At 64.5% G+C, this 20,939-nt stretch carries 19 protein-coding genes; 13 read left to right on the top strand and 6 right to left on the bottom strand.

All coding sequences use genetic code 11. The features are described 5' to 3' along the window. Positions 1-14: 14 nt before the first annotated feature. The 3 genes from HMPREF0326_RS13835 to HMPREF0326_RS13825 are packed head-to-tail and all read right to left on the bottom strand — an operon-like array spanning position 15 to position 3,817. Positions 15-1,580 (bottom strand): c-type cytochrome, encoded by a 1,566-nt coding sequence (locus HMPREF0326_RS13835; protein ID WP_008685665.1) that lies wholly within the window; start codon positions 1,578-1,580, stop codon positions 15-17. 2 nt (positions 1,581-1,582) lie between these two features. Then, positions 1,583-2,935, bottom strand: coding sequence for a cytochrome ubiquinol oxidase subunit I (locus tag HMPREF0326_RS13830; protein ID WP_008685666.1), 1,353 nt, complete (start codon positions 2,933-2,935; stop codon positions 1,583-1,585). 3 nt (positions 2,936-2,938) lie between these two features. Then, positions 2,939-3,817, bottom strand: a complete 879-nt coding sequence (locus tag HMPREF0326_RS13825) for a c-type cytochrome (RefSeq protein WP_008685667.1) — start codon at positions 3,815-3,817, stop codon at positions 2,939-2,941. 434 nt (positions 3,818-4,251) lie between these two features. Between HMPREF0326_RS13825 and HMPREF0326_RS13815 the strand changes: the two genes are divergently transcribed. Together HMPREF0326_RS13815 and HMPREF0326_RS13810 are read left to right on the top strand one after the other, a co-directional pair. Then, positions 4,252-6,687 carry an ABC transporter permease gene (locus HMPREF0326_RS13815; protein ID WP_008685668.1) on the top strand — a complete coding sequence of 812 codons (2,436 nt, stop codon included), beginning with the start codon at positions 4,252-4,254 and terminating at the stop codon, positions 6,685-6,687. Further along, a complete protein-coding gene (locus HMPREF0326_RS13810; RefSeq protein WP_020990648.1) occupies positions 6,675-7,442 on the top strand; it encodes a 4'-phosphopantetheinyl transferase superfamily protein in 768 nt (255 codons plus the stop codon). Before HMPREF0326_RS13815 ends, HMPREF0326_RS13810 begins: the two co-directional genes overlap by 13 nt. Here the strand turns inward: HMPREF0326_RS13810 and HMPREF0326_RS13805 are convergent. Then, positions 7,423-8,172, bottom strand: a complete 750-nt coding sequence (locus HMPREF0326_RS13805) for a helix-turn-helix domain-containing protein (protein WP_020990647.1) — start codon at positions 8,170-8,172, stop codon at positions 7,423-7,425. The genes HMPREF0326_RS13810 and HMPREF0326_RS13805 overlap by 20 nt on opposite strands. A 279-nt stretch (positions 8,173-8,451) precedes the next feature. Here HMPREF0326_RS13805 and trmD point away from each other — a divergent pair, with 279 nt between their 5' ends. The 10 genes from trmD to HMPREF0326_RS13755 all read left to right on the top strand — a co-directional run bounded on the left by trmD (position 8,452) and on the right by HMPREF0326_RS13755 (position 18,489). Further along, a complete protein-coding gene (trmD, locus tag HMPREF0326_RS13800; RefSeq protein WP_020990646.1) occupies positions 8,452-9,747 on the top strand; it encodes a tRNA (guanosine(37)-N1)-methyltransferase TrmD in 1,296 nt (431 codons plus the stop codon). A 74-nt stretch (positions 9,748-9,821) separates the two neighbouring features. After that, the gene (gene rplS, locus HMPREF0326_RS13795; RefSeq protein WP_008685677.1) at positions 9,822-10,169 is read left to right on the top strand and encodes a 50S ribosomal protein L19; all 348 of its coding nucleotides are present in this window, start codon (positions 9,822-9,824) and stop codon (positions 10,167-10,169) included. A gap of 208 nt (positions 10,170-10,377) precedes the next feature. After that, positions 10,378-11,043, top strand: a complete 666-nt coding sequence (locus tag HMPREF0326_RS13790) for a ribonuclease HII (RefSeq protein ID WP_198012631.1) — start codon at positions 10,378-10,380, stop codon at positions 11,041-11,043. Then, positions 11,037-11,501 (top strand): YraN family protein, encoded by a 465-nt coding sequence (locus tag HMPREF0326_RS13785; protein ID WP_008685680.1) that lies wholly within the window; start codon positions 11,037-11,039, stop codon positions 11,499-11,501. Before HMPREF0326_RS13790 ends, HMPREF0326_RS13785 begins: the two co-directional genes overlap by 7 nt. Further along, positions 11,443-12,288 carry a 16S rRNA (cytidine(1402)-2'-O)-methyltransferase gene (rsmI, locus tag HMPREF0326_RS13780; RefSeq protein ID WP_008685682.1) on the top strand — a complete coding sequence of 282 codons (846 nt, stop codon included), beginning with the start codon at positions 11,443-11,445 and terminating at the stop codon, positions 12,286-12,288. Before HMPREF0326_RS13785 ends, rsmI begins: the two co-directional genes overlap by 59 nt. 118 nt (positions 12,289-12,406) lie before the next feature. Then, positions 12,407-13,156: a PTS system mannose/fructose/sorbose family transporter subunit IID gene (locus tag HMPREF0326_RS13775; RefSeq protein WP_008685684.1), complete on the top strand. Its 750-nt coding sequence runs from the start codon at positions 12,407-12,409 to the stop codon at positions 13,154-13,156. 222 nt (positions 13,157-13,378) lie between these two features. After that, positions 13,379-13,669, top strand: coding sequence for an HPr family phosphocarrier protein (locus HMPREF0326_RS13770; RefSeq protein WP_008685685.1), 291 nt, complete (start codon positions 13,379-13,381; stop codon positions 13,667-13,669). 1 nt (position 13,670) lies between these two features. After that, complete coding sequence (ptsP, locus tag HMPREF0326_RS13765; protein WP_008685686.1) at positions 13,671-15,440, top strand: phosphoenolpyruvate--protein phosphotransferase; 1,770 nt, start codon at positions 13,671-13,673, stop codon at positions 15,438-15,440. Next, positions 15,437-15,892 carry an SsrA-binding protein SmpB gene (gene smpB, locus HMPREF0326_RS13760; RefSeq protein WP_008685687.1) on the top strand — a complete coding sequence of 152 codons (456 nt, stop codon included), beginning with the start codon at positions 15,437-15,439 and terminating at the stop codon, positions 15,890-15,892. The genes ptsP and smpB overlap by 4 nt, the downstream gene beginning before the upstream one ends. Positions 15,893-15,957: 65 nt before the next feature. Continuing rightward, positions 15,958-18,489: a ComEC/Rec2 family competence protein gene (locus tag HMPREF0326_RS13755; RefSeq protein WP_008685688.1), complete on the top strand. Its 2,532-nt coding sequence runs from the start codon at positions 15,958-15,960 to the stop codon at positions 18,487-18,489. Between the two features lie 359 nt (positions 18,490-18,848). Here the strand turns inward: HMPREF0326_RS13755 and HMPREF0326_RS13750 are convergent, their stop codons facing one another. Further along, positions 18,849-19,244 (bottom strand): winged helix-turn-helix transcriptional regulator, encoded by a 396-nt coding sequence (locus HMPREF0326_RS13750; protein ID WP_009302019.1) that lies wholly within the window; start codon positions 19,242-19,244, stop codon positions 18,849-18,851. 148 nt (positions 19,245-19,392) lie between these two features. Between HMPREF0326_RS13750 and HMPREF0326_RS13745 the strand changes: the two genes are divergently transcribed. Beyond that, positions 19,393-20,046: a flavodoxin family protein gene (locus HMPREF0326_RS13745; protein WP_008685690.1), complete on the top strand. Its 654-nt coding sequence runs from the start codon at positions 19,393-19,395 to the stop codon at positions 20,044-20,046. 6 nt (positions 20,047-20,052) lie between these two features. On the opposite strand, the gene mutM is transcribed toward HMPREF0326_RS13745, so the two are convergent. Next, on the bottom strand, positions 20,053-20,910 hold the full coding sequence (gene mutM, locus HMPREF0326_RS13740; RefSeq protein ID WP_008685691.1) for a bifunctional DNA-formamidopyrimidine glycosylase/DNA-(apurinic or apyrimidinic site) lyase: 858 nt from the start codon (positions 20,908-20,910) through the stop codon (positions 20,053-20,055). Positions 20,911-20,939: the final 29 nt, after the last annotated feature.

Below are 20,939 nucleotides of genomic sequence, written 5' to 3'. Positions count from 1 at the left end.
TCTATGGCGTTTTTCTATTTACTGTCGGGAACGATACGGAATGAATTACTGATGGCGACGAGATCCCGGCGCACCTCTTCGGGCAGGGCCCGATAAGGCTGCATGACGGTTCCCGGATAGCCCTCCGTAATGATGGTCAACGCCCGTTCGGGCGTCAGGGAGAAGCGGCGCAGATCCGGCGGCTCAGGCCGTAACGTGCGGCCGAAGGGAGTAGGCGCGCCGTCCGTGCCGTGGCATACGGAGCAGGTTTCCTCCCAGACCGTCTGGGCCTCCAGGTCAGGCTCATGCGCGGGTTTCGGCGCGGCCGCGAACATGGAAAAACGCGTGGAAAGCGTGTCCAGCACCTTGTCCAGCTTTTCCTTGTCGTACAGCCGGAAATAGGGCATGGCCGAGCCGGGCGTCCCGTCTTTCAGGATGCCGTAGATATACTCCCGGTCCGCCCGGATGGCGGCGAGATCCGCAGCCGGTACCAGCAGGCGGCCGGCAACGGGGCCGTCCCCGTGTCCGGCCGTGCCGTGGCAGGGCTGGCAAGCGCCGTCATAGATGGTTTCGCCGTTGTCATAGACCGTCTCCAGCTTGACCGTAAAGGCCGCCAGAGCCTGCTGCCGGAAGGGAGCCAAGGCTTTGGAGCGCGCCTCGCGCACCGCCACGGCCTGGGCATGGCCCGGCGCCAGAACCCGGTCTTGCAGAAACTGCCGGGCCACCAGCATGGCGACAAAGATCACCGGCAGAAGAACCAGCAGGCTGCGCGGCCCGATGGCCGTCGACGGCGCGGCGGCGGGCCGCAGGGCCCAGAGCGCCAGCATGGCGGCCGCCGCCCCCACGGTCACGGCCCAGAGGATGGACCAGTTCAGATCCGCGGCCACGGAGAAAACCAGGGGGAGGCCGATGACCACCTGGGCCAGGGTGGCGCCGAACAGCCAGTTGCGCAGGCGAGGCGCTTTTTCCGGGTGTTTTCTGGTGGAAAAGAAAAGGTGAAAGGCCGCGCCGAAAACCAGCGCCGCCCCCAGGATGTGCAGATAGCGCAACAGCCAGTGCGCCGCGAACGCGCCGTCCGGGCTGAATCCCTCGGCCGCGAAGGCGGGCCAGAGGGCCTGCCGCTCCATCAGCGCCAGGGCTCCGGTGAAAACGGCCGGTACCGTGAGCAACGCGCCCACGCCCAGAACGCCGCAGATGAACGCCAGCCAGGTATTGACCTCAATCTTGTGCCCGAAGGCGTCGATCAGCAGGAAAGCGACGATCAGCAGCGGAATTATGGCCAGCCAGGCATAGGAAAACAGGCCCGTGGCCGTAAAAAAGGCGTGGGAATAGCGTACCTGCACGATGAGCAAGGGGGCCACGCCCAGCACCACGGCCAGACTCTTGAGGCCCAGGTGGGTGTGCACGATCTGCTTGTTCCAGAGCTGCGCGCCGCCCTCTCCGGTCAGACATTTTTGCAGGAAAAACAACAGGCCGAGCAGCGCCGTGCCGAGCATGAGCAGCACGAACAACAGATGCACGCCGAAACTGACGAAAAGCAGCCCGTTCTGCCATGATTCCGGCAGGGGCATTCTGAGAAAAAGATCGTTCCATTGGGTCATGTCTACTTCTCCTTGGGGCTCTGCCCGTGAAGGCGCGAATCTTGGTTGGCCAATGAGTACAGGTAGTTGGCCAGAAGTAGACGTTCCTGCTCGGAGCCGGTGAACGGCGTCATGAACGGCGCCAGATTCTGGGTGATGCCGGTGATGGCGTTGATGCCTTCCAGCGTACGCCCGGCAAGGCGCTCACGGATGCCGTTGATGCCGTCCTCGGTATGGCAGACGCCGCAGTTGGCCGCGAACAGCGCCCGACCGGCCCTGTTTTCCGGGGACAGACCGGCGTCGTTGTTGATCCAGTGCATGCGGGGCAACAGGCCTTCATGCTTGTCGTCCAGGGCCAGATTTTCAGCCATGGGAATCTGGTTGGCGTACATATAGCCCGGCAGCAGATAGGGACCGCGCACGAATTCACGGATGCGCTCGAACTCCATCACCAGGCCCACGCAGAGAATAACGGTGGGGATGCAGAGCAGCCCGCACAAGCGGCGCTGCCGGAACAGCGCGGCCAGGGCCGTGGCCAGAATGCAGAGCGCGGCCAGACCGTTGAACGCGGGCAGCAAATACGGCAACTGGGACAAATAGGAGGTGGCCACCGCGAACTTCCAGTGGGTGAGATAGGTCTGCGGCACCCTGGAAAAATAGACAAAGGCGCACACGGCCGTGACCAGGGCCGCGCCGAGAAAGACCGCGCCCGTCAGGCGCAGGGCCCGGTTGCGGTCCTCACGGGGGCCTTTGTAGCGCCAGGCCGTCCAGCCCAGCAGACACAGCGAGCCCAGGCTCAGGCCGCCGGCCACGCGCAGCAGGAATTGCGGGATAAAGGTGGGGTTGAAATAGGCCTCGCGGAAGGTCTGTCCCCAGGGCCAGCCGTCGGGCGTGAGCATAAAGCCGAGAATGCCCGAAATCAGAAAGGCCGAACTCACGGCCACGGCCACGTAGCCCCAGCCCAGAGCCGCCAGAACGCCCGGCTTGTCCTGGGCCAGCCGGTCCCAGAGATAGTAGTAGATCAGCAGAAGCACCACTTCCGTGGTGAACGCGCCCCATTCAATGAACCAGGGCCAGAAAAAGAGGTGAATCAGCGAGCCGATGCCCTCCGGGGCCAGGGCGCCGGTGATGAACCAGATGCCCACGCCGGTGACAGCGCCGATGGAGGTGGTGATGACCACGACCGGGCCGAGCAGGCTGCGGCTGATCTGCGCCCAGAACGCGCCCTTGCCCAGCCAGGTCAATGTCTGGAACAGGACAAGCATGCTCGCCAGGCCGATAGCCAGGCCGTGGCTGATGAACACATGCAGGACGGCGTCAAGGGCGATGGTCATGCCGTCGCCGAGGCCGGGAATATGCAGGATGGGAAAGATCATGGCTCACTTCCCCTCCGGCAGAGGGATGACCCGCTTGATCTTGTCGGGGCCGGTGGACACGAATTTGGGCCGGGGTTTCCCGTTGACGAAGGCGGCCACGTCAAGGGCCTGCTCCTGGGTCAGGGACGGCGCGTTTTTGGGCATGAAGCGCCAGGCGAAGACGGAGAACGTGCTGACGCGGTGCATGCCCGCCCCGGCGTTGTAAGAGCCGTCGCCCCAGAGCGGCGGCGCGATGGGCGTGCCCTGGCCGTTGTCGCCGTGGCAGCGGGCGCAGACGTCGGCATAGACCTTGTCGCCGTTGGCCGCGTCGGGCTTGTGGGGATTGCCCAGATCGCTCGGCAGAGCCCAGGGCAGCTTGGCATAAATGGGAATATCCTTGGATATCCACTGCATATAGACCAGAAGAGACTGCATGACCTGGCTGTCAAGGGCCGGTGCCACGCCGTTCATGCTGCGCTGAAAACAGTCCTGCACGCGCATGGCCAGATCCACGGTATAGTCCTGGCGGCTGCGGAAGCGCGGATACGTGGCGCCCACACCCACCAGCGAAATGGTGTTCAGACTTCTGCCGCCGTCAAAGTGGCAGCTGGAACAGGACAAATCATTGTTGACGTATTCCCCGGCGTACTTTTTCGTTTCGGTCATGATCTTGTAGCCGAGCATCACTTCCGCCCGGATGCTTTCCGGCGCGTCCTCAGGGCGCGGCGGATTGAAAAACGGCTGGCCCGACGGCGCGGCAAAGCTCTGTTTCGAGGTTCCCACGTCTTCCGCGGCCAGCCGTTTGGTCACCAGCGTGGAACGGAAAAAGGTCAGCAGCCAGACACCGAACACGAGCAGCAATATTGCCAGGGCAAGGGCAAAAAAAACATTGCGATTTTTCATAGAGACTCCGTATCACGGGAATTATGGCGGATTGCGTGTCCGCCACAGGGGGAAGCGGAAGCCGGAAACGGCTCAAGATGGGAGGAGATCCGGTTGAGGCGATATCCTGTGGCGGCGGTAAAAACACAATTTCAACGCACGTACGCGGACCATGCGTGAAGCGCGCGGCGTTTCAAACTGAAATGCTCTATAGGGGGTACCATAACTCAATCGGAAGTCAACATGGGCCGCGGGCGCGGACAGCGGGGCAGGGGCACGTTTGTTGACTCTCTTTCTTTTTCCTGCCACCATTTATCTTCAAGAGCCGCAAACGAGACCTCCGGCGGCCGCCTTGCGCGGCCGGGCACGCCGGACCGTTCCTCGCGCGGCTTTACGGAAACGATACGGAAACAGGAAGGGGCGTTGCGGACGCCCTTTTTATATATGGAGCGCACATGAACACGACTGACACTTCCGCCGCCTCCACCGGCCCCATCTTTTCCTTCCGCCGCATGGGCGGCCTGGATCAGGTGCTTCTGAGCACGGATGAGGAATGGCGGCAACTGGATCAACTGGACCCCAAACTCTGGATGGCCCTGAGCTGCCCCACGAGCGGCCTGGAATTCGACGCCCGCACCCTGGCCCTGCTGGATACGGACCATGACGGCCGCATCCGCTCGGCGGACATTCTGGAGGCCGTGGCCTGGGTCTGCGAGCGGGTCAAACATCCGGCCCGGCTCACACAACCCAGCACCGGCCTGCCCCTGGACAATCTGCGCGACGACACGCCCCAGGGCGCGGAGCTGCTGGCCGCCGCCCGCCTGGTACAGGAAAAGGGCGGCCGGGCCGAGACCGGGGAAATTTCTCCGGAGCTGGCCGGAGCGGCCCTGGCCGCCGTCACGGACTATGCTTTCAACGGCGACGGGGTCGTGCCGCCGCTTTCCGTGGACAAAGGGGATGAGCGGACCGCCCGCTTCATCCGCCTGGGTCTCTCGATAGTGGGCGGCAAACGCGACGATTCGGGCCGTCCCGGCCTGAATTCCGAACTGGCCGGAGTTTTTCTGGACCGGCTGCGCGCGGCCCGCGACTGGCGACAAAGCGTGCATCAGGCAGCCCTGCCCCTGGGCCATGAGACCTCCGCCGCCTGGACCCTGTTGCAACGCCTGGGTCCCAAGATCGACGACTATTTCAATCGCTGCCGCATGGCGGCCTTTGCCCCGCAGGCCCTGGCGGCCCTCAACGAAGATGACGAACTCACGCCCTCGGACGAGGGCGGCCAAGCCCTGTTTTCACTGGAAGCCCTGGCCCGTCTGCCGCTGGCACGGGTGGCTCCGGATCAGCCCCTGCCCTTGGCGCACGGCGTCAATCCGGCCTGGGATGACGATCTGAGCGCCTTCCGCCAACTGCTGGCCCCGCTGATCCACCCCACCGCGCCCGTTGAAGGCAGGGGCGGCTGCCCGGCTCCGACGTCGGATGCGGCCGATTCCACCGGAGCATCCGCCTCGGACGCCCCGGCCGAAAGCCTGAGCGAAAAGAACTGGCGCGCCATTCAGGAGCGCTTCGCGCCCTATGCCGAATTGCTGGCCCAGAAGCCCGGTTATGAGCGCCCGCCGGACGACGCCAAACGCGTGGATTTTCCCGGCCTGCCGCCTCTGGCTCTGGCCGGGGAGGACGATCCCCTGCAACGCGCCTTTCTGCCCACGGCTCCGGAAGAGGCCCTGGACAAACTCTCCGCCGCCGAGCTGGACGCCCTGCTCGACGGCAAGGTGGAGCAGTCCTTTGCCGAGTATGTGCGGCGGGATCTGGCCGCGCCGCGCATGGCCGCGGTGCGCGACCTGGAAAAACTGACCCTGCTGCACATCCATCTCTATACCCTGCTGATGAATTTCGTGTCCTTTGCGGATTTTTACGATCCGGAGCGGCGGGCCATCTTTCTGGCGGGCACGCTCTATCTGGACAGCCGGGCCTGCTTTCTCTGCGTGCCGGTGACGGACCTGGACACCCACGTGCGCCTGGCCTCGCAAAGCCATCTCTGCCTGGTCTACAGCCAATGCCGCCGCACGAACAACAACGGCGAGGAAAAGACCGCCGTCATCGCCGCGGCCCTGACGGCGGGCGGCACCGACGCCCTTATTGAGGGCCGCCACGGCGTGTTCGTGGACAACGCGGGCCGGGACTGGGACACCGGCGTGCTCCGCCTGGTGCGCAATCCCATCAGCCTGCGCGAGGCCATGTGGGCCCCGTACATACGTTTCGGCAACCTGGTGGCCGACCAGTTGCAGAAACTGGTGGCCGCCAAGGACGACGCCCTGAGCAAGGCCTCCAGCAAGGCTGTCACCGTCCTGGACAAGGACATCAAGGCCGACGCCTCGGCCGCGGCCTCCGGCACGCCGCCCAAGGCGAGCTTTGACTTCGCCAAGGGGGCGGGCATCTTCGCGGCCTTCAGCGTGGGCATCAGCGTGGTCAGCGCGGCCTTCGCCTACATCGCCAATTCCGTCTTTTCCCTGGGCTGGTGGTGGCCCGTGGCCCTGCTGATCCTTTTTGCCTGCATTTCCGGGCCGTCCATGCTCCTGGCCTGGTTCAAGCTGCGCCGCCGCAGCCTGGGCCCCCTGCTGGACGCCTCGGGCTGGGCCGTCAACAACGGCGCGCCCATCAACATCGTCATGGGCGCGGCCCTCACGGCCGTGGGCCAGCTGCCGCCCGGCGCGCACCGCTCTCTGGACGATCCCTACAGCCTGCACGCGCAATTGCTGCGCAAAAAGTATCTGGGTCGGCTGCTGGCGGCGGGCCTGACCGTTCTGGTTCTGCTGGCTGCGGGTCTGGCCTTCTGGCTCTGGAAGGAAGGCGCGCCCGCCTGGCTGGCGCACTGGCTGCCCGCATGGGGAAAATAGCGGGCAAGCAGTGCCTGGAGGGTGTCGTCCTGATTCTGGGCGCTGCCTTGCCCGACGTGTCCCCTGCCGGGCTGCGCGACCTGTGCCTGCGTTGGGAAACGGCGCTGGCCCCTTGGCTTGCGCCGGAACAGATGGCCCATATCCAGCGCTTTGCCCCGGACGGCCAGGCGCTGGCCGCGCGGGTCTCCCGCCTGCTGGCGCGCCTGCTGCTGCTGCGCGGCCTTCAGAGCCAGGACGCGTTACATCCGGATTTGTGTCTTGAAAGGGATATGGCAGGCCGCCCGCTGCTCCCCGGCTGGGGTGTGAGTTTCAGCCACAGCGGCCGGGCCGCCTTCTGCGCTTTGGAGCGCATGCCGGGCGGCCCCTGTGAGCCGGATGCCCGGCTGGATGCGCCCGGCCGGCATCCCGGCCTGGGGCTGGACGCCGAGGCGCTGGACAGCCCGCCCCCGGCGGCGCGGGCCTTTACGGACCGTGATACAAAAAAAACGGCCCGCGACGCGTTGCGACGCTGGGCCATTAAAGAAGCTGTGCTCAAGACGCTGGGGCTGGGGCTCAGCCATGACCCGGCCCTGATTTGCAGCGGCCGGTACGGAGGACGCACGGGCCTGCTGCGTTTCCACAGCCAAAATCTGCGTTGGCGGGTTCTGGCCTGCCCAGGCCACTGGCTCTGCCTGGCACGAAACGACGAGTGCACGACTCCGGCGGTCAGCCTGCGCTGGCTGGCCGCCGGACAGATCACAAATGGCCGCTGTTGATCTTGAGTTTGCGCATTTTGGACCACAGCGTGGTGGGCGGCAGCCCCAGGATGGACGCCGCGCCGTTTTTGCCGCTGATGCGCCCGTTGGTATGCTGGATGACGTGACGGATGTACTGCGCGATATGTTCGTCCAGGCTGTGAAAAACCTGTGCCTGGCCCTGGCTTTCAACCCGCTGGGGGAAGACGCCGGGCGTGCGGGAGCGTGTTCCCGATTCCCGGTCAAAGATGTCATGCAACGCGGCACCCAACGGCTTTCTGATCTCTTCGCAAAGGTCCACCTGTTCCTGCGTATAGTCACATGCGCCGACACAGTGCAGGCTGATGAATCGTGACTGATGATAATTAGTCCAATAGTCAAGCGGCATATAAATACCCGTGCCGCCCGACGGGTGGAGCATCTTGGTTATTTTTTCATGGGGGGAATCCCCCTCCGTGTAGGTAACCCGGCAGCCTGCCCATGTCCCGGAATTGTCATTATCCTGCCGGACCGCTGTCACAAATTCATCCGGAATTCGGAAAACCTCAGGTGAGAGCAAGAGGTTTTCATATGGTGAATATATCGCAATCCTTGTCATTGTGCCTGAAAAAAACTTATAAATTCCCAAATAGGTAATAGGCATATGAACAGATAGAAACTCAAAAACAATTTTTAATACATCCGGCAAGGGCAAATCTTTATAGGAAATATAGAGCAGTTCATGGATCCAGGCATTCTTATCGGTCACCATTTCCCCCATCCTATTCATAATTATGCAGATAACTAGATTTATTTTAGCCCACAGTCACTCATTTGATTATATGATATGAAGAATAACATTTGTCAACTTACTCGAATTATCGAATCGTGTTATTATATAAAATAATTTTTTACTAAAAATACAGATTTCCACGTATAATAACGCAAATCGTACAATTTATGTAATCGTGCCATCCCAGAATCTATCGAAATATCCCAATCCTGACAGCGCGTCTTGCCAGCCGCGTCCTTTTGCGGCACTCTGCCGGCCATGCCGCGCTTTCATCTGATTTCGCTCTTTCCCGAATTTTTTGATTCGCCTCTGAGTACCGCCCTCATGGGCCGCGCCCGCGAAACCGGCGTGGTGACGTTCAGCTTTCACGACCCGCGCGCCTTCAGCACGGACAAGCACCGCCATGTGGACGACAGGCCCTACGGCGGCGGGCCGGGCATGGTCATGCAGGGCGAACCCGTGGCCCGGGCCCTGCGTTCCATCGAACGCCCCGGCCGGATGCTGCTCATGACGCCGGGCGGCCGCCCGTTCAACCAGGCCCTGGCGCGCGAACTGGCCCTGGAAGAGGATCTTACCCTGGTCTGCGGCCGCTATGAAGGCCTGGACGCACGCCTGCTGGAACTTTTTCCTCTGGAACCGGTGAGTGTGGGCGAAGCCGTGCTCAACGGCGGGGAAACGGCGGCCCTGGCCGTCGTCGAATCCGTGGCCCGGCTGATGCCGGGTTTCATGGGCAAGGAAGAGTCCGGCGAGGAAGAGAGTTTTTCCCACGGCCTGCTGGAATATCCGCATTATACCCGGCCCGAGACGCTGGAAGGCCTGCCCGTGCCGGAGGTGCTGCTCAGCGGGGACCACGCCCGTATCGCGGCCTGGCGGCGCGCGGCCTCTCTGGCCGCCACCCTGGCGGCGCGCCCGGATATGCTGGACGACGCCCCCCTGGACCGCGAGGACGCCCGAGTCCTGGCCGGCCAGCCGCGCGAGAGGCCCGGCCGCAACCTTTCCTTCTGCCTCATGCACTATCCGGTCCTGCTCGGAGAAAAAAATTCCGGCGCTTCCTCTTTGACAAACCTGGACATTCACGATATAGCCCGAATTTCCCGCAGCTATGCCATGGGGCCCTTCTATGCGGTCACGCCGCTGGAGGATCAATTGCGGGTGCTTGAGGATATTTTGCGGCACTGGACCCGAGGTCCCGGCGGCCGGGGCAATCCGGACAGGGCGCGAGCCCTGGAGCTGGTGCGCCCGGCGGTCTCACTGGACGCGGCTGTGGCGCAATTGCGCGAGCATGCCGGCGCGCCTCCCAGGCTGGTGGCCAGTTCCGCCGTCTGGCCCGCGCATAAGCGCGCGCCCGCGCCGCTGACGCCCGGCCGGGTACGCGACTGGTGCCGGGAAGGGCCGGTGTTGCTCTGCTTGGGGACAGCCCAGGGGCTGGCCCCGGAAGTGCTGGAACGCTGCGACGGCCAATTGAGGCCTCTGCGTTTTTTGGGTTACAATCATCTTTCGGTGCGCAGCGCGGCCGCCATCCTGGCCGACAGAATTTTAGGCGACTACTGCTGAAACCACGGGCCGCACACAGCGGGCCGCTTCGCAACGACGCAACAATCCGCCCGCGGGTTTGCAAGGAGTTCACGATGGACATCATCAGGAAAATCGAACAGGAAAACATGCGCATGGATATGCCCGCGTTCCGCTCCGGCGACACGGTCAAAGTGCACCTGCGCATTGTGGAAGGCGAAAAAGAGCGCATCCAGATCTTCCAGGGCAACGTGATCCGCATCAAGCGCGGCACCACCAACGCCAGCTTCACGGTGCGCAAGGTTTCCGACGGCGTGGGCGTGGAACGCATCTTCCCGATCAACTCGCCCTTCATCGACCATGTGGAACTGGTCAGCCAGGGCCGCGTGCGCCGCAGCCGCCTCTACTACCTGCGCGCCCTCAAGGGCAAGGCGGCCCGTATCAAGCCGCGCGGCCGCTTCTGATCGGAATTCGCGCCTTTTTGCCGTCGGCGGCGTCGCATCAGCCCGGTGCCGATGCACGGGCTGATGGCAACAGCGTAAATGCTCGCTTTAGCCGACAGAATGGATTTTTTGTCCATTCTGTCGGCTAAAGCGTGGTTTTTTGTCTGTGGCCCCTACCGCAACCATCGAAATTGAGGCAGCCGTGAAAGGACACGCCGCGCAGGCCGGCCTGTTTGGCCCGGAAGACATTCCTTTCGGCCGCCGGTCCGGACCCGTGGCCGGTATCGACGAAGCCGGACGCGGTTGTCTGGCCGGGCCGGTGGTGGCCGCCGCCGTCATCCTTCCCGCTGTTTACGAGCTGCCCGGCCTTACGGATTCCAAGGCGTTGAGCGCCAAAGCGCGCGACATCCTGGCCCCGCGCATCAGGGAATGCGCTCTGGCCTGGGGGCTGGGCGTGGTCTGGCCCCGGCGCATCGAGCGCATCAATATTCTGCAGGCCACCTTCGAGGCCATGAGCCGGGCCGTGGGCGTGCTTCGCCTTACGCCCGGCCGCCTGCTCATCGACGGCAACAAGGTTCTGCCCGACGCGGTGCTGACTCTGTTCTGGCGCACCGGGCACACTGCCCCGCCGCCGCTTCAGCAAGCCGTTGTGGGCGGGGACAAGAGCGAAGACGTCATTTCCGCCGCCTCCATCCTGGCTAAAACCTTTCGTGACCGGCTCATGCTGCATCTGGGCCGCCGCTGGCCCGGCTACGGCCTGGAGGAGCACAAGGGCTACGGCACAAAAGCCCACTATGCGGCCTTACGCCGTCTGGGCCCCTGCCCGCAGCACCGCCTGACGTTCCGGGGGGTGTTGCCCCAGGCCGCCGCCCCGCTGCAGGGCAGCTTGTGCTGAAATGGCTTTTTTCCCGGCAAACCGGCCCGCGAACGCCTCCCGCGCCGGGCAAGGACGCGCCGGACCACATCCGCCTGGGACGGGACGGCGAAAAGGTTGCGGCCGCGCTTTTGCGGCGCGCGGGCTTTGAGCTGCTGGACCGCAACTGGCGGCAGGGCCGCCTGGAGCTGGATATGGTCTGCCGCGAAAGCGGCGTTCTGGTCTTTGTGGAGGTCAAAACCCGGCGGTCGGACGAGCGCGGTGGCCCGGCAGCGGCCGTGACCCCGGCCAAACAGCGTGTCCTCACGCGCGCGGCGCAGGCCTGGCTGGCGGCGCACGACGCCTGGCAAGCACCCTGCCGCTTTGACGTGGTCTGCCTGTTGCGCCACGGCGACACCTTCAGCGCGGAGCATTACCGCCATGCCTTTGACTTCACCCCGTCTCTGGATAGTAGCCACGCCTCTTGGCAACCCTGGTGACCTGTCGCCCAGGGCCCGCGAAATTCTGGAAAACGCGGACCTGATCCTGGCCGAGGATACCCGCCGGGCGGCCCAGCTCTGCCGTCTCTGCGGCATTCAGGGCCGCCGCTTCCTGAGTTTTTACGACCACAACGAGGCCGAGCGCCAGGAAGAAGTGCTGCGCCTGCTGCGCGAAGGCCGCGATCTGGCCCTGATTTCCGACGCGGGCACCCCCCTGCTGGCCGACCCCGGCTACCGCCTGGTGCGGGCCTGCCGCAAGGAAGGTCTGCCGGTTTCCCCGGTGCCGGGGCCCTCCGCCCCGGCCGCCGCCCTGTCCGCGGCCGGTATCGCGCCCCTGCCCCACACTTTTCTGGGTTTTCTGCCCCGCGATACGGCCGGGCGCGAAGCCCTGCTCACGGCCTACGCCCAGGTGCCCGGCTCGTTGATCTTTTTCGAGCGCAAGGACCGCCTCAAGGAAAGCCTGGCTACGGCGGCCCGCATCCTGGGCCCGCGAGATCTGGCCGTCTGCCGTGAATTGACCAAAACTCATGAGGAATTTATACTCAATCGTCTGGAAAATAGTATGGATCTGCCCGACGAACTGCTGGGCGAGATCACGGTTATCATCGGCCCGCCCGAAGTGACGGAACGCACGCCGCGCGAGGAAGTGGAAAGCCTGCTGCGCGCGGAACTGGCGCGTGGCGGCAAGGCCCGTGACGTGGCCCGCCGGGTTCAGAGCGCCGTGCGCGGCTGGAACGGCAAGGAATTGTACGCCCTGATCCCGTCCGCCAGAGCAATTTCACAGTGAAATTGCTCCGGGGAAGCACTGAAAAATCCGTCAGGCGATGAAAAGCCTTGCGCATGGCGGCGACGATTTCAATGGTAAAAGGCCCTGAAGCAGACCAACATTGAAGCTGAGGGATGCCATGCTTCCCCGACGTGTTGTCCTCAATTGCCTTGCGCGTACCTGCTGCATCAACGCGGCCGTCACCGCCAGAGGCATGCAGCAGATCGGCCTTGCCTTTGTGCTGGCTCCGGCCTTCAACCGGCTCTATCCGGAAAGCTCGGCCAGGGCCCGCGCCTTTGCCCGTTACGGCGGGCACAGCAATACCCACGTCTTCATGGTCCCGCTTTATGTGGGCATCGTGCTTGCCCTGGAAGAGCAGATCGCCCGTGGTTCCCTGCCGGAAGGCGCCGTGGGCGTGGTGCGCGAAACCCTGGCGACCACCCTCTCCGCCCTGGGGGATTCTTTTTTCAGCGGCACCCTGCTGCCGCTCTGGGCGCTGGTCAGCGTCTGCCTGCTGCTGGCCGGGCAGATCTGGCTTACTGCCGCCCTGGCAGCGTTGTTTCTGGCGTTGTTGCTGCTCTTCCGGATTCTGGCCTTTTTCGCCGGACTGCGCCACGGCATGTCCGTACTGGCGCGGCTCAAGCGCCTGAACCTCATCAACTGGGTGGACCGTCTCAAAATGCTCAACGCGGTCGTGGTGGCCCTGGTGGTCTGGCAACTCCCACTCCCCCACAAGGCCCCCTTTCCCTGGCTGCATTACGGATCGGGCACGGCCGCCATACTGGGCGCGGCCTGGCTGGTAGGGCGAATGCGCCTGCCGCGCATCCTGCTCTGGGCGCTCGTTCTGGGCGCGCTCATTCTCATGGACGAGGGGCTCATCAGCATGTAAGATGATCCCGCCCGAAAGAAAACGGGCTTGCGCCCCTTTTCGTCGAAACGACGGGAGACAGGAGCATTTCAAGTGTCACCCGCTGTAAATTGTTGAAAAGCTCCGGCGGCAGCGAAAACTGACGCAAAGCAAGGCGGGAGCGCATATCCGCCGCAGATTGCAGGCAGCGTATGTTTTGAAATTATCCCCGATTTCAGAACACCCCTGCTCCAAGGTATACGCATGGAAGACGTCATCGAAGAAACCCCGCGCGGGCTCGCCCTGCGGCTCACGCTCAATCTGCGCGGCGGCCTGCACGCCCGGCCCGCCGCCCGCCTGGCCCAGGAAGCCCAGCGTTACGCGGCCGACATCCAGCTCATCGGCGAAACGGGCGAGGTTGACGCCAAAAGCATGCTGGACATCCTTTCTCTGGCGCCGCCGGCCAATGCGGAACTGATCCTCCTGGCCAAAGGCGACGACGCCCGTGAAGCGCTTCACGGCCTGGCCCGTTTTTTAACCACCCTGCAGGAATGACATGGCCCGCGCGGTTTTATTCGGCACCCCGGTTTCCCCGGGCATAGCCATCGGCTCCATCCGTTTCATGCACGACACGCGCCCGAGCGACAAGCGCCGCATCGGCCCGGACGAAATCGCAACAGAGCAGGAAGCCCTGCGCAGTGCCGCGGCCAGCGTGCGCGCCGCTCTGGAAACGACCATGCGCGGCGTGCCCGAGGAGCTGGCCGAATACCGGGACGTCATCGCGGCCCAGATGGAACTGGCCCGCGACCCCAAGCTGCTGGACGCCGCTCTGGCGCGCATCGAGCACAAGCAGATCTGCGCCTCCTGGGCACTGGACCATACGGTGGAAGAGCTCTGCACCCTGTTCCGGGGCATGGATGATCCCTATCTGCGCGACCGCGCCCAGGACATCCGGGCCGTGGGTCTGCGCCTGCGCGAATGTCTGGCCGGCGCGAAGCCCCGGCGCGGCGGCAACGGCCCCAGCCTGCTGGCTGCGGAGGATCTCTCGCCCGCCGACGTCATGGAACTTGATCTGAACGGCGTGCTGGGCATTCTGACCGCCGAGGGGGGGCCCACCTCGCACACGGCCATCCTGTCGCGCGGCCTGCACATTCCGGCCCTGGTCGGCGTGACCGGCCTGCTGGACACGGCGCGTGAGGACGACAGGATTATTGTGGACGGCCTGGGCGGCTGCGTGCTCTTTGGTCCCGACGAGGGGGATCTGGCCCTCTACACGGCCCGCCGTGACGAATACACGGCCTGGGAAAGCCATACCCGGCTCACGGCCCACTGGCCCGCCGAGATGTGCGACGGCGTGCGCGTGGACGTGCAGGCCAATCTGGAAAGTCCGGAAGAGTTGGATTCCCTGGCCGAGTGCGGAGCCGACGGCGTGGGCCTGTACCGCACGGAATTCGCCTATCTCAGGGGCGATCTGCCCACGGAAGAGGAGTTGTTCAAGGAATACGCCGCCGTGACGGCCAAAGCCGCGCCGAGCCGGGTGGTCTTCCGCACGCTGGACGCGGGCGCGGACAAGATGCTGCGTTCCCAGGCGGCCCTCAAGGAACCCAATCCGGCGCTGGGCCTGCGGGGCATCCGCTTCTGCCTGCGGCATCAGGGCATTTTCCGCACCCAGTTGCGGGCCCTGTTGCGGGCCGGGGTGACAGGCAACGTGGCTTTGCTGCTGCCCATGATTTCCGGCCTGGCCGAAGTGCAGGGCGTGCGCCGCATTTTGCAGGAACTGCGCCAGGAATTGCAGGCCCAGAACCTGGCCCACGCGCCGGACCTGCCCCTGGGCATCATGGTGGAAACCCCGGCGGCGGTGCTGGTCTGCGACGCCCTGGCCCGGGAATGCGATTTTTTCAGCATCGGCACCAACGATCTGATCCACTACCTGATGGCCATTGACCGCAACAACCGCCATGTGAGCTATCTGCACGAGCCCCTGCACCCGGCGGTAGTGCGCTCGCTCAAGCGGGTCATAGACGCGGCCCACCGCGAGGGCATCGGCGTTTCGGTCTGCGGTGAACTGGCCTCGGACCCCTGCGGCCTGGCCCTGTTGCTGGGCATGGGCGTGGATGCGGTGTCCGCAGCGCCGCGTTTTGTGCCGGGTATGAAACATATGATCCGCCAGCTCAATGCCGAAACCTGCGTGGAGCTGGCCCACAGCGTTCTGATGAGCACCGACGTCATGGCCTCCAAGCGTATGGTGCGTGAAAAGCTCCACCAGTCTCTGGGACCGGAGCTGGCCTTCCACACCACAAGCCTTTCGAGCCACAATCAGCCATGAGCCAGAAAACACCGCCTTCCACCATTGCCGCCAACAAAAAGGCCCGTCATCTCTACGAACTTTCCGAGTTTCTGGAGGCCGGCATCGCTCTGACCGGCCCGGAAGTCAAAAGCATCCGCGCCGGTAAGGTAAACTTCATCGACAGCTATGTTGAATTCAAACGCGGCGAAGCATGGCTGCTCTCTTTGCATGTGGCCCCCTACGCCAACGCCGGCTACGCCCCGCAGGAGCCGGACCGGCCGCGCCGCCTGCTGCTGCACGCCCGTGAGATCGCCAAGCTGGCGGGCCTGGTGGCCCAGAAGGGCCTGACCGTGGTGCCGGTGCGCGTCTATCTCAAACGCGGCAAGGTCAAGCTGGAAATCGCCCTGGGCCGGGGCAAGAAGTTGCACGACCACCGTGATACGCTCAAACGGCGTGCGGAAGAACGGGATCTGGCCCGCGAACTGGCCTAGGCTCAGCCCTCAACGCCCGCTGTTTCAACAAAACGTAATCCACCCGCGAAAGGCCGAGGAGCGCCATGCGCCACCCGCCCCTGCAAGCGCCACTGCTCTGGCAAGTCTATCTCGGCTTCTGGATCGCGGGCGTGGCGGCGGCGGTTTGGCTCTTGCCCGCCCTGTGTTGCGCCCTGCTGCTGGCCCTGGCGGACAAACGCCTTTGGCGCGGTGCCCGGCTGACCCTGGCCGCGACTCTGGTTCTGGGCGGTCTGGCCGTGGCCCGCTGGCAGCTTGCGCCGCCGGACCCGTCAGCCGACGCGTCTCCCGCCCGGCTGGCGGCGGATGCGGACAAAGCCCCGGCGCGGTTCTGCGGCCGGGTGCGGGACGTACAGGACCTGCCGGATCAACGCCTGCGCCTGTTGCTGGAGCGGGTCCATCCCGCCGGAAGTTCCACCACCGCTGTTCTGCCGGGCCTTGTGGCCTGGACCTGGGAAGCCCCCCTTTTCCGCCCCCTGGCCGGACAGGAAATCTGTCTGAACCGCCGCCCGCGTCCCATGCATGGCTTTGCCGACGTGGGCCTCGCCGACCGGGAAATATGGTGGGCCGCGCGAAACGTATATTGGCGGCTCTGGAGCCGGGGTGAACGCGGCGAACCAAAAGCCTCCGGCCGGGGCACGCTGGCGGCCCGCCGGCGTGAGGAACTGCGACATGCGTTTTTAAGCGCGCTCCTGCCTGGGGGACAGACGGAGCATCAGGCAAAAATCCTGACGGAGGATGCCGCCGCCCCGGAACTGCCGCAGGGCAAGGCCATCCTGCCTGCTCTGCTGTTCGGGGACCGCCGATATCTGACGCAAAACACCCTGGACAATTTCGCCGCCGCCACCCTGGCGCACAGTCTGGCGCTTTCCGGCCAGCATCTGGCCGTGGCCGGGCTGCTGGGCCTGCTCTGCGTGCTGGCCGCCGCCCGCCTTCGTCCGTCCCTGTATCTCCGGCAGCCGCGCGTGGTCCTGGCCGTGGCCGCGGCCTGTCCGCCCGCCCTGGCCTACCTCTGGCTGGGCAACGCTCCGGCCTCCCTGCTGCGGGCCGTGTGCATGCTTTTCATCCTGGCCTTCTGGCTGGCGCGGGGCCGGGCGCGCACCTCCCTCGACGTGCTCTGCGCCGCCCTGCTCTGTATCTGCCTGGTCGCGCCGCTGAGCATACTGGACACGGGCCTGCAGCTCTCGGCCCTGTGCGTGGCGGTCATCGGCCTTGCCCTGCCCTGGCTGCGCCGCATCCTGCCGCCGTCCGCGCATAAAGCCGAATCCCCCCGGCGACGGGCCATACACGGGCTCGGCCGCTGGCTTGCGCGCATTTTGCTGATTTCCCTGCTGATTCAGATAGCGTTGCTGCCGCTGAACCTCCTGCTGTTCGGCAATGCGGGCTTCTGGTTCCCGCTCAATGTGCTCTGGCTGCCCGTGGCCGGTCTTGTGGTGCTGCCCGGCGCGGCTCTGGGCCTGCTTCTGGCGGGCGCGGACCTGGACGGGACCGCGCGGCTGGTTCTGGATCTGGCCGCCCTGCCCTGCCAGTGGCTGACAGACGGGCTGGCGGGCCTCAATGGCCTGGGCCTGCTGCACAATCCCGTCCTGCTGCGGCCGCACTGGACGGCCCTGCCCGCTTTTGCCGCCCTGCTGGCGGCTCTGGCCTGCCTGGCCGGACGGGGCAAAGCATCGCCCACAGGGAAGGAGGCGGCCCGCCGACTGCTGCTGGCAGGTCTGGCCCTGCTCTGCGTGGGGCCCTTGCTGCGCCTGGAAGGCCGCTTTTCCGGCGACACCCGGCTGGACGTGCTGGATGTGGGCCAGGGGCAGGCCCTGGCCTTGCGCGCTCCGGGCCATCTGCGCCTGCTTCTGGACGGCGGCGGCAGCGCCTCGCCCCGCTTTGACCCCGGCAAAGCCCTGGTGGGGCCGGTGCTGGCATACAACGACGCGCCCCGGTTGAGCGCCGTCGTCAGCAGCCATCCGGACCTGGACCATCTGGGCGGTCTTTTTTATCTGCTGGAAGATTTTCAGGTGTCGGCCCTGTTCCATAACGGGCGTGAGGCCGCCGGGCAGCACGGGCCCATGTGGCGGGAACTGCGGCAAAGCCTGGCGGGCCGCATTCTGGCGGAAGGAGATGTGCTGATTGTGGGCGATCCGGCTCTGGGCCTGCGTCTGGAAGTGCTGCACCCGCCGCGTGCCGCCGACGAAGAGGAGGCCGCCTGGACCGGCAACGAGGCATCCCTGATTCTGCGCCTGACCCGTCACGGCCAAGGGCTGGCCCTGTTCACCGGCGACGCCGAGCGTCGCAGCCTGCGCCGTCTGCTGGCATCGGGCCGGGATCTGCGCGCCCAGGTGCTGCTGGCCCCGCACCACGGTTCGGACCGCAGTTTTCTGGCCGCCTTTTACAAGGCCGTGCAACCGGAACTGGTGCTGGCTTCCTGTGGTTTTCAGAATCGTTACAACTATCCGGGCTCGCGCCTGCGGGCCTGGCTGGCACGGCACGGCATTCCCCTGCTCCATACCGGCGAATCCGGGCAGATCAGCGTCAGCTGGCCGTGGACCGGGCCGATGCGCGTACGCGCAGTCCGCCCTGAGAGTTGAGCCTGAGGTCTAGAGCGGATTACCTTTGAGAATTGACATTCTCAAAGTTTTTAAGCCGCTCGCCCTGTTCTCGATGTCCGTACGGCGCGCTTCGCGTGCCTACGGCCATGGCCCAGCGGGCCGCCCTTCGGGTCGGCCTCCGGCGTTTAGCCCTGCTGTCCTCGCCCGTAAAGCTCGAAGACTCGCTAACGGGCGAGGCAACCGCGCAAATAAATTGCGCTTACGCCTGTCTCTGCTGTCGTCATCCGTCAGGCGGCATAGCCGCCAACGGCTGACGCTCGTGGCGGGCGTCTGCATATGCAGCCGCCAGAGCAATTTCAAAGTAAACTTGCTCTAAAGCATGTACCACTCAAAATGCTTTAGGATTGCCCGGCATCTCCCGTCCGCCCGCCGCCGTCCTGTGACAATTGCTCTTCTCCCCAGCGGTACAACTCCCGCAGGGCCGGAAGCAATCGCCTGCCCCGCTCGGTCAAGGCATACTCCACATGCCGGACTTTACCGCCGCACTCGCTCCGGCGCAGCAGGCCGTCCCCCTCCAATTCCTTGAGACATTTGCTCAACATCATATGGGTGATGCCTCTCACCTCGCGATGCAGGGCATTGAAACGCACGGCCCCATCGGCCAGATGCCAGAGCAACGGCAATTTCCACTTGCCGCCGATGACTTCCAAGGCGCGCAGAATAGGGCACGGCACTTCATAAATATTGACCGCGGGCAACGTTATGTCATAACCGACGTTTTCGGGTTCACTCATACAATCCCTCCGCCTCCGCTGCCGTCTTGCTGTTGGCAAGCAGCAGTTGCAACCAGGTAAGAAAAAACTGCGTACTTGCTTTTTCCCGTCCGCTTCAGGATATTCAGGCACAAAAGCCTGCACAACCACAACGCGTAAGGAGAAAGACATGCGCATCTGCGCCGTCAACGGCAGCCCCAGAAAAAAATGGAATACCGCCACCATACTGCAAAGCGCCCTGGACGGCGCGGCTTCGGCGGGCGCAGAAAACGTCCGGACGGAAATGATCCACCTTTACGACTACAGTGATACGGGCTGCGTGAGTTGTTTTCAATGCAAGCACAAGGGAGGGAAGCACTATGGCCGTTGCGCCGTGCGCGACGGCCTGACGCCGGTGCTGGAAAAATGCCGTGAGGCGGACGGGATCATTTTCGGTTCCCCCGTCTATTTTCACAATATAACCGGCATGATGCGCTCTTTTTTGGAACGCCTGCTGTTTCCCTGCATTGCCTATGACCGCGACTATTCCTCACTGGCTCTCAAAAAACCGGCCACGGCCTGCATCTACACCATGAATGTGACGCGCGAGGTTATGCTGGAGCAGCACTACCCGGAAAAGCTGGGGAGCACGGAATTCTTTATTGAACGAAGTTTCTCCAGGCCCGCCGTGCTCTACATCAACGACACCTATCAGTTCAGCGACTACAGCAAGTATATGGTGGAATGCTTTTCCGAACAGGAGAAGGCGCTCCAAAGGGAAACACAGTTCCCTCTGGACTGCCGAAAGGCTTTTGAGCTGGGCCGTTGTCTTGCGCGGGGCTGACCGGATTTACTTCTGGCAGTGCGGACAACAGACGGTGGCGCGGCCCGCCACGCGGATCTTTTGCAGCGGGCGGCCGCAACGGACGCAGGCCGCGCCGCCCCGGCCATAGACCGCGAAACTGTTCTGAAACGCGCCCACATCGCCGTTGGCGTCGCGGTAATCACGGATGGAGCTGCCGCACTGGGCGATGGAGCGGCGCAGCACGTCCTTGAGGGCCGCCAGCAGGCAACGGCTCTGAGCCGGGCTCAAGCTGGAAGCCTTGCGGCGCGGGTCCAGGCCCGCCTGAAAGAGGGATTCGTCGGCGTAGATGTTGCCGATGCCCGCAATGACCTTCTGGTCCAGCAACACAGCCTTGAGCGCCGCGCCCCGGCTTCGCAGCAGGGCCGCGAACTCCCGCTCGCCGATCTCCAGCGGCTCGGGTCCCAGCTCCCGCCAGAAATCCCAGGCCTGCAAAATCTCCGGCGTGGCGGCCAGCACCAGGCCGAAAGCCCGCGTGTCGTCGAAAAAGAGACGGCGCCGGTCGCCGTCCGGAGTGCGCAGATCAAAGACACAACGGGTATGGGAACCGGGCGGCGTGCCCGGCGCGTACACCATCAGACGGCCTGTCATACGCAAATGCACGGCCAGCAGATCCGGGGCGGTCTCTTCCGGAGTGCGCCCGCTCTCCGGCGGGGCCAGATGCACCAGCAGCAGTTTGCCCCTGCGGCCCACGTCCGCGATACGACGGCCCGCCAAAGTGGCCGGGGGCAGGCTCAAGGGATGCAGGCTGCCGGACCGCAGAACTTCCGCCCCCTCAATCAGGCACTCCTGTACCTGGGGGCGCAGGGTGCGGGCTACTGTTTCCACTTCGGGCAGTTCAGGCACTTGGCATCCATCTTTTTGTTGCCGGCTTC

It is taken from the genome of Desulfovibrio sp. 3_1_syn3, assembly GCF_000145315.2.
Taxonomy (GTDB): domain Bacteria; phylum Desulfobacterota; class Desulfovibrionia; order Desulfovibrionales; family Desulfovibrionaceae; genus Desulfovibrio; species Desulfovibrio fairfieldensis.
The sequence above is the reverse complement of the archived record's forward strand: the minus strand, read 5'-3'. Positions and strand labels throughout refer to the sequence as shown.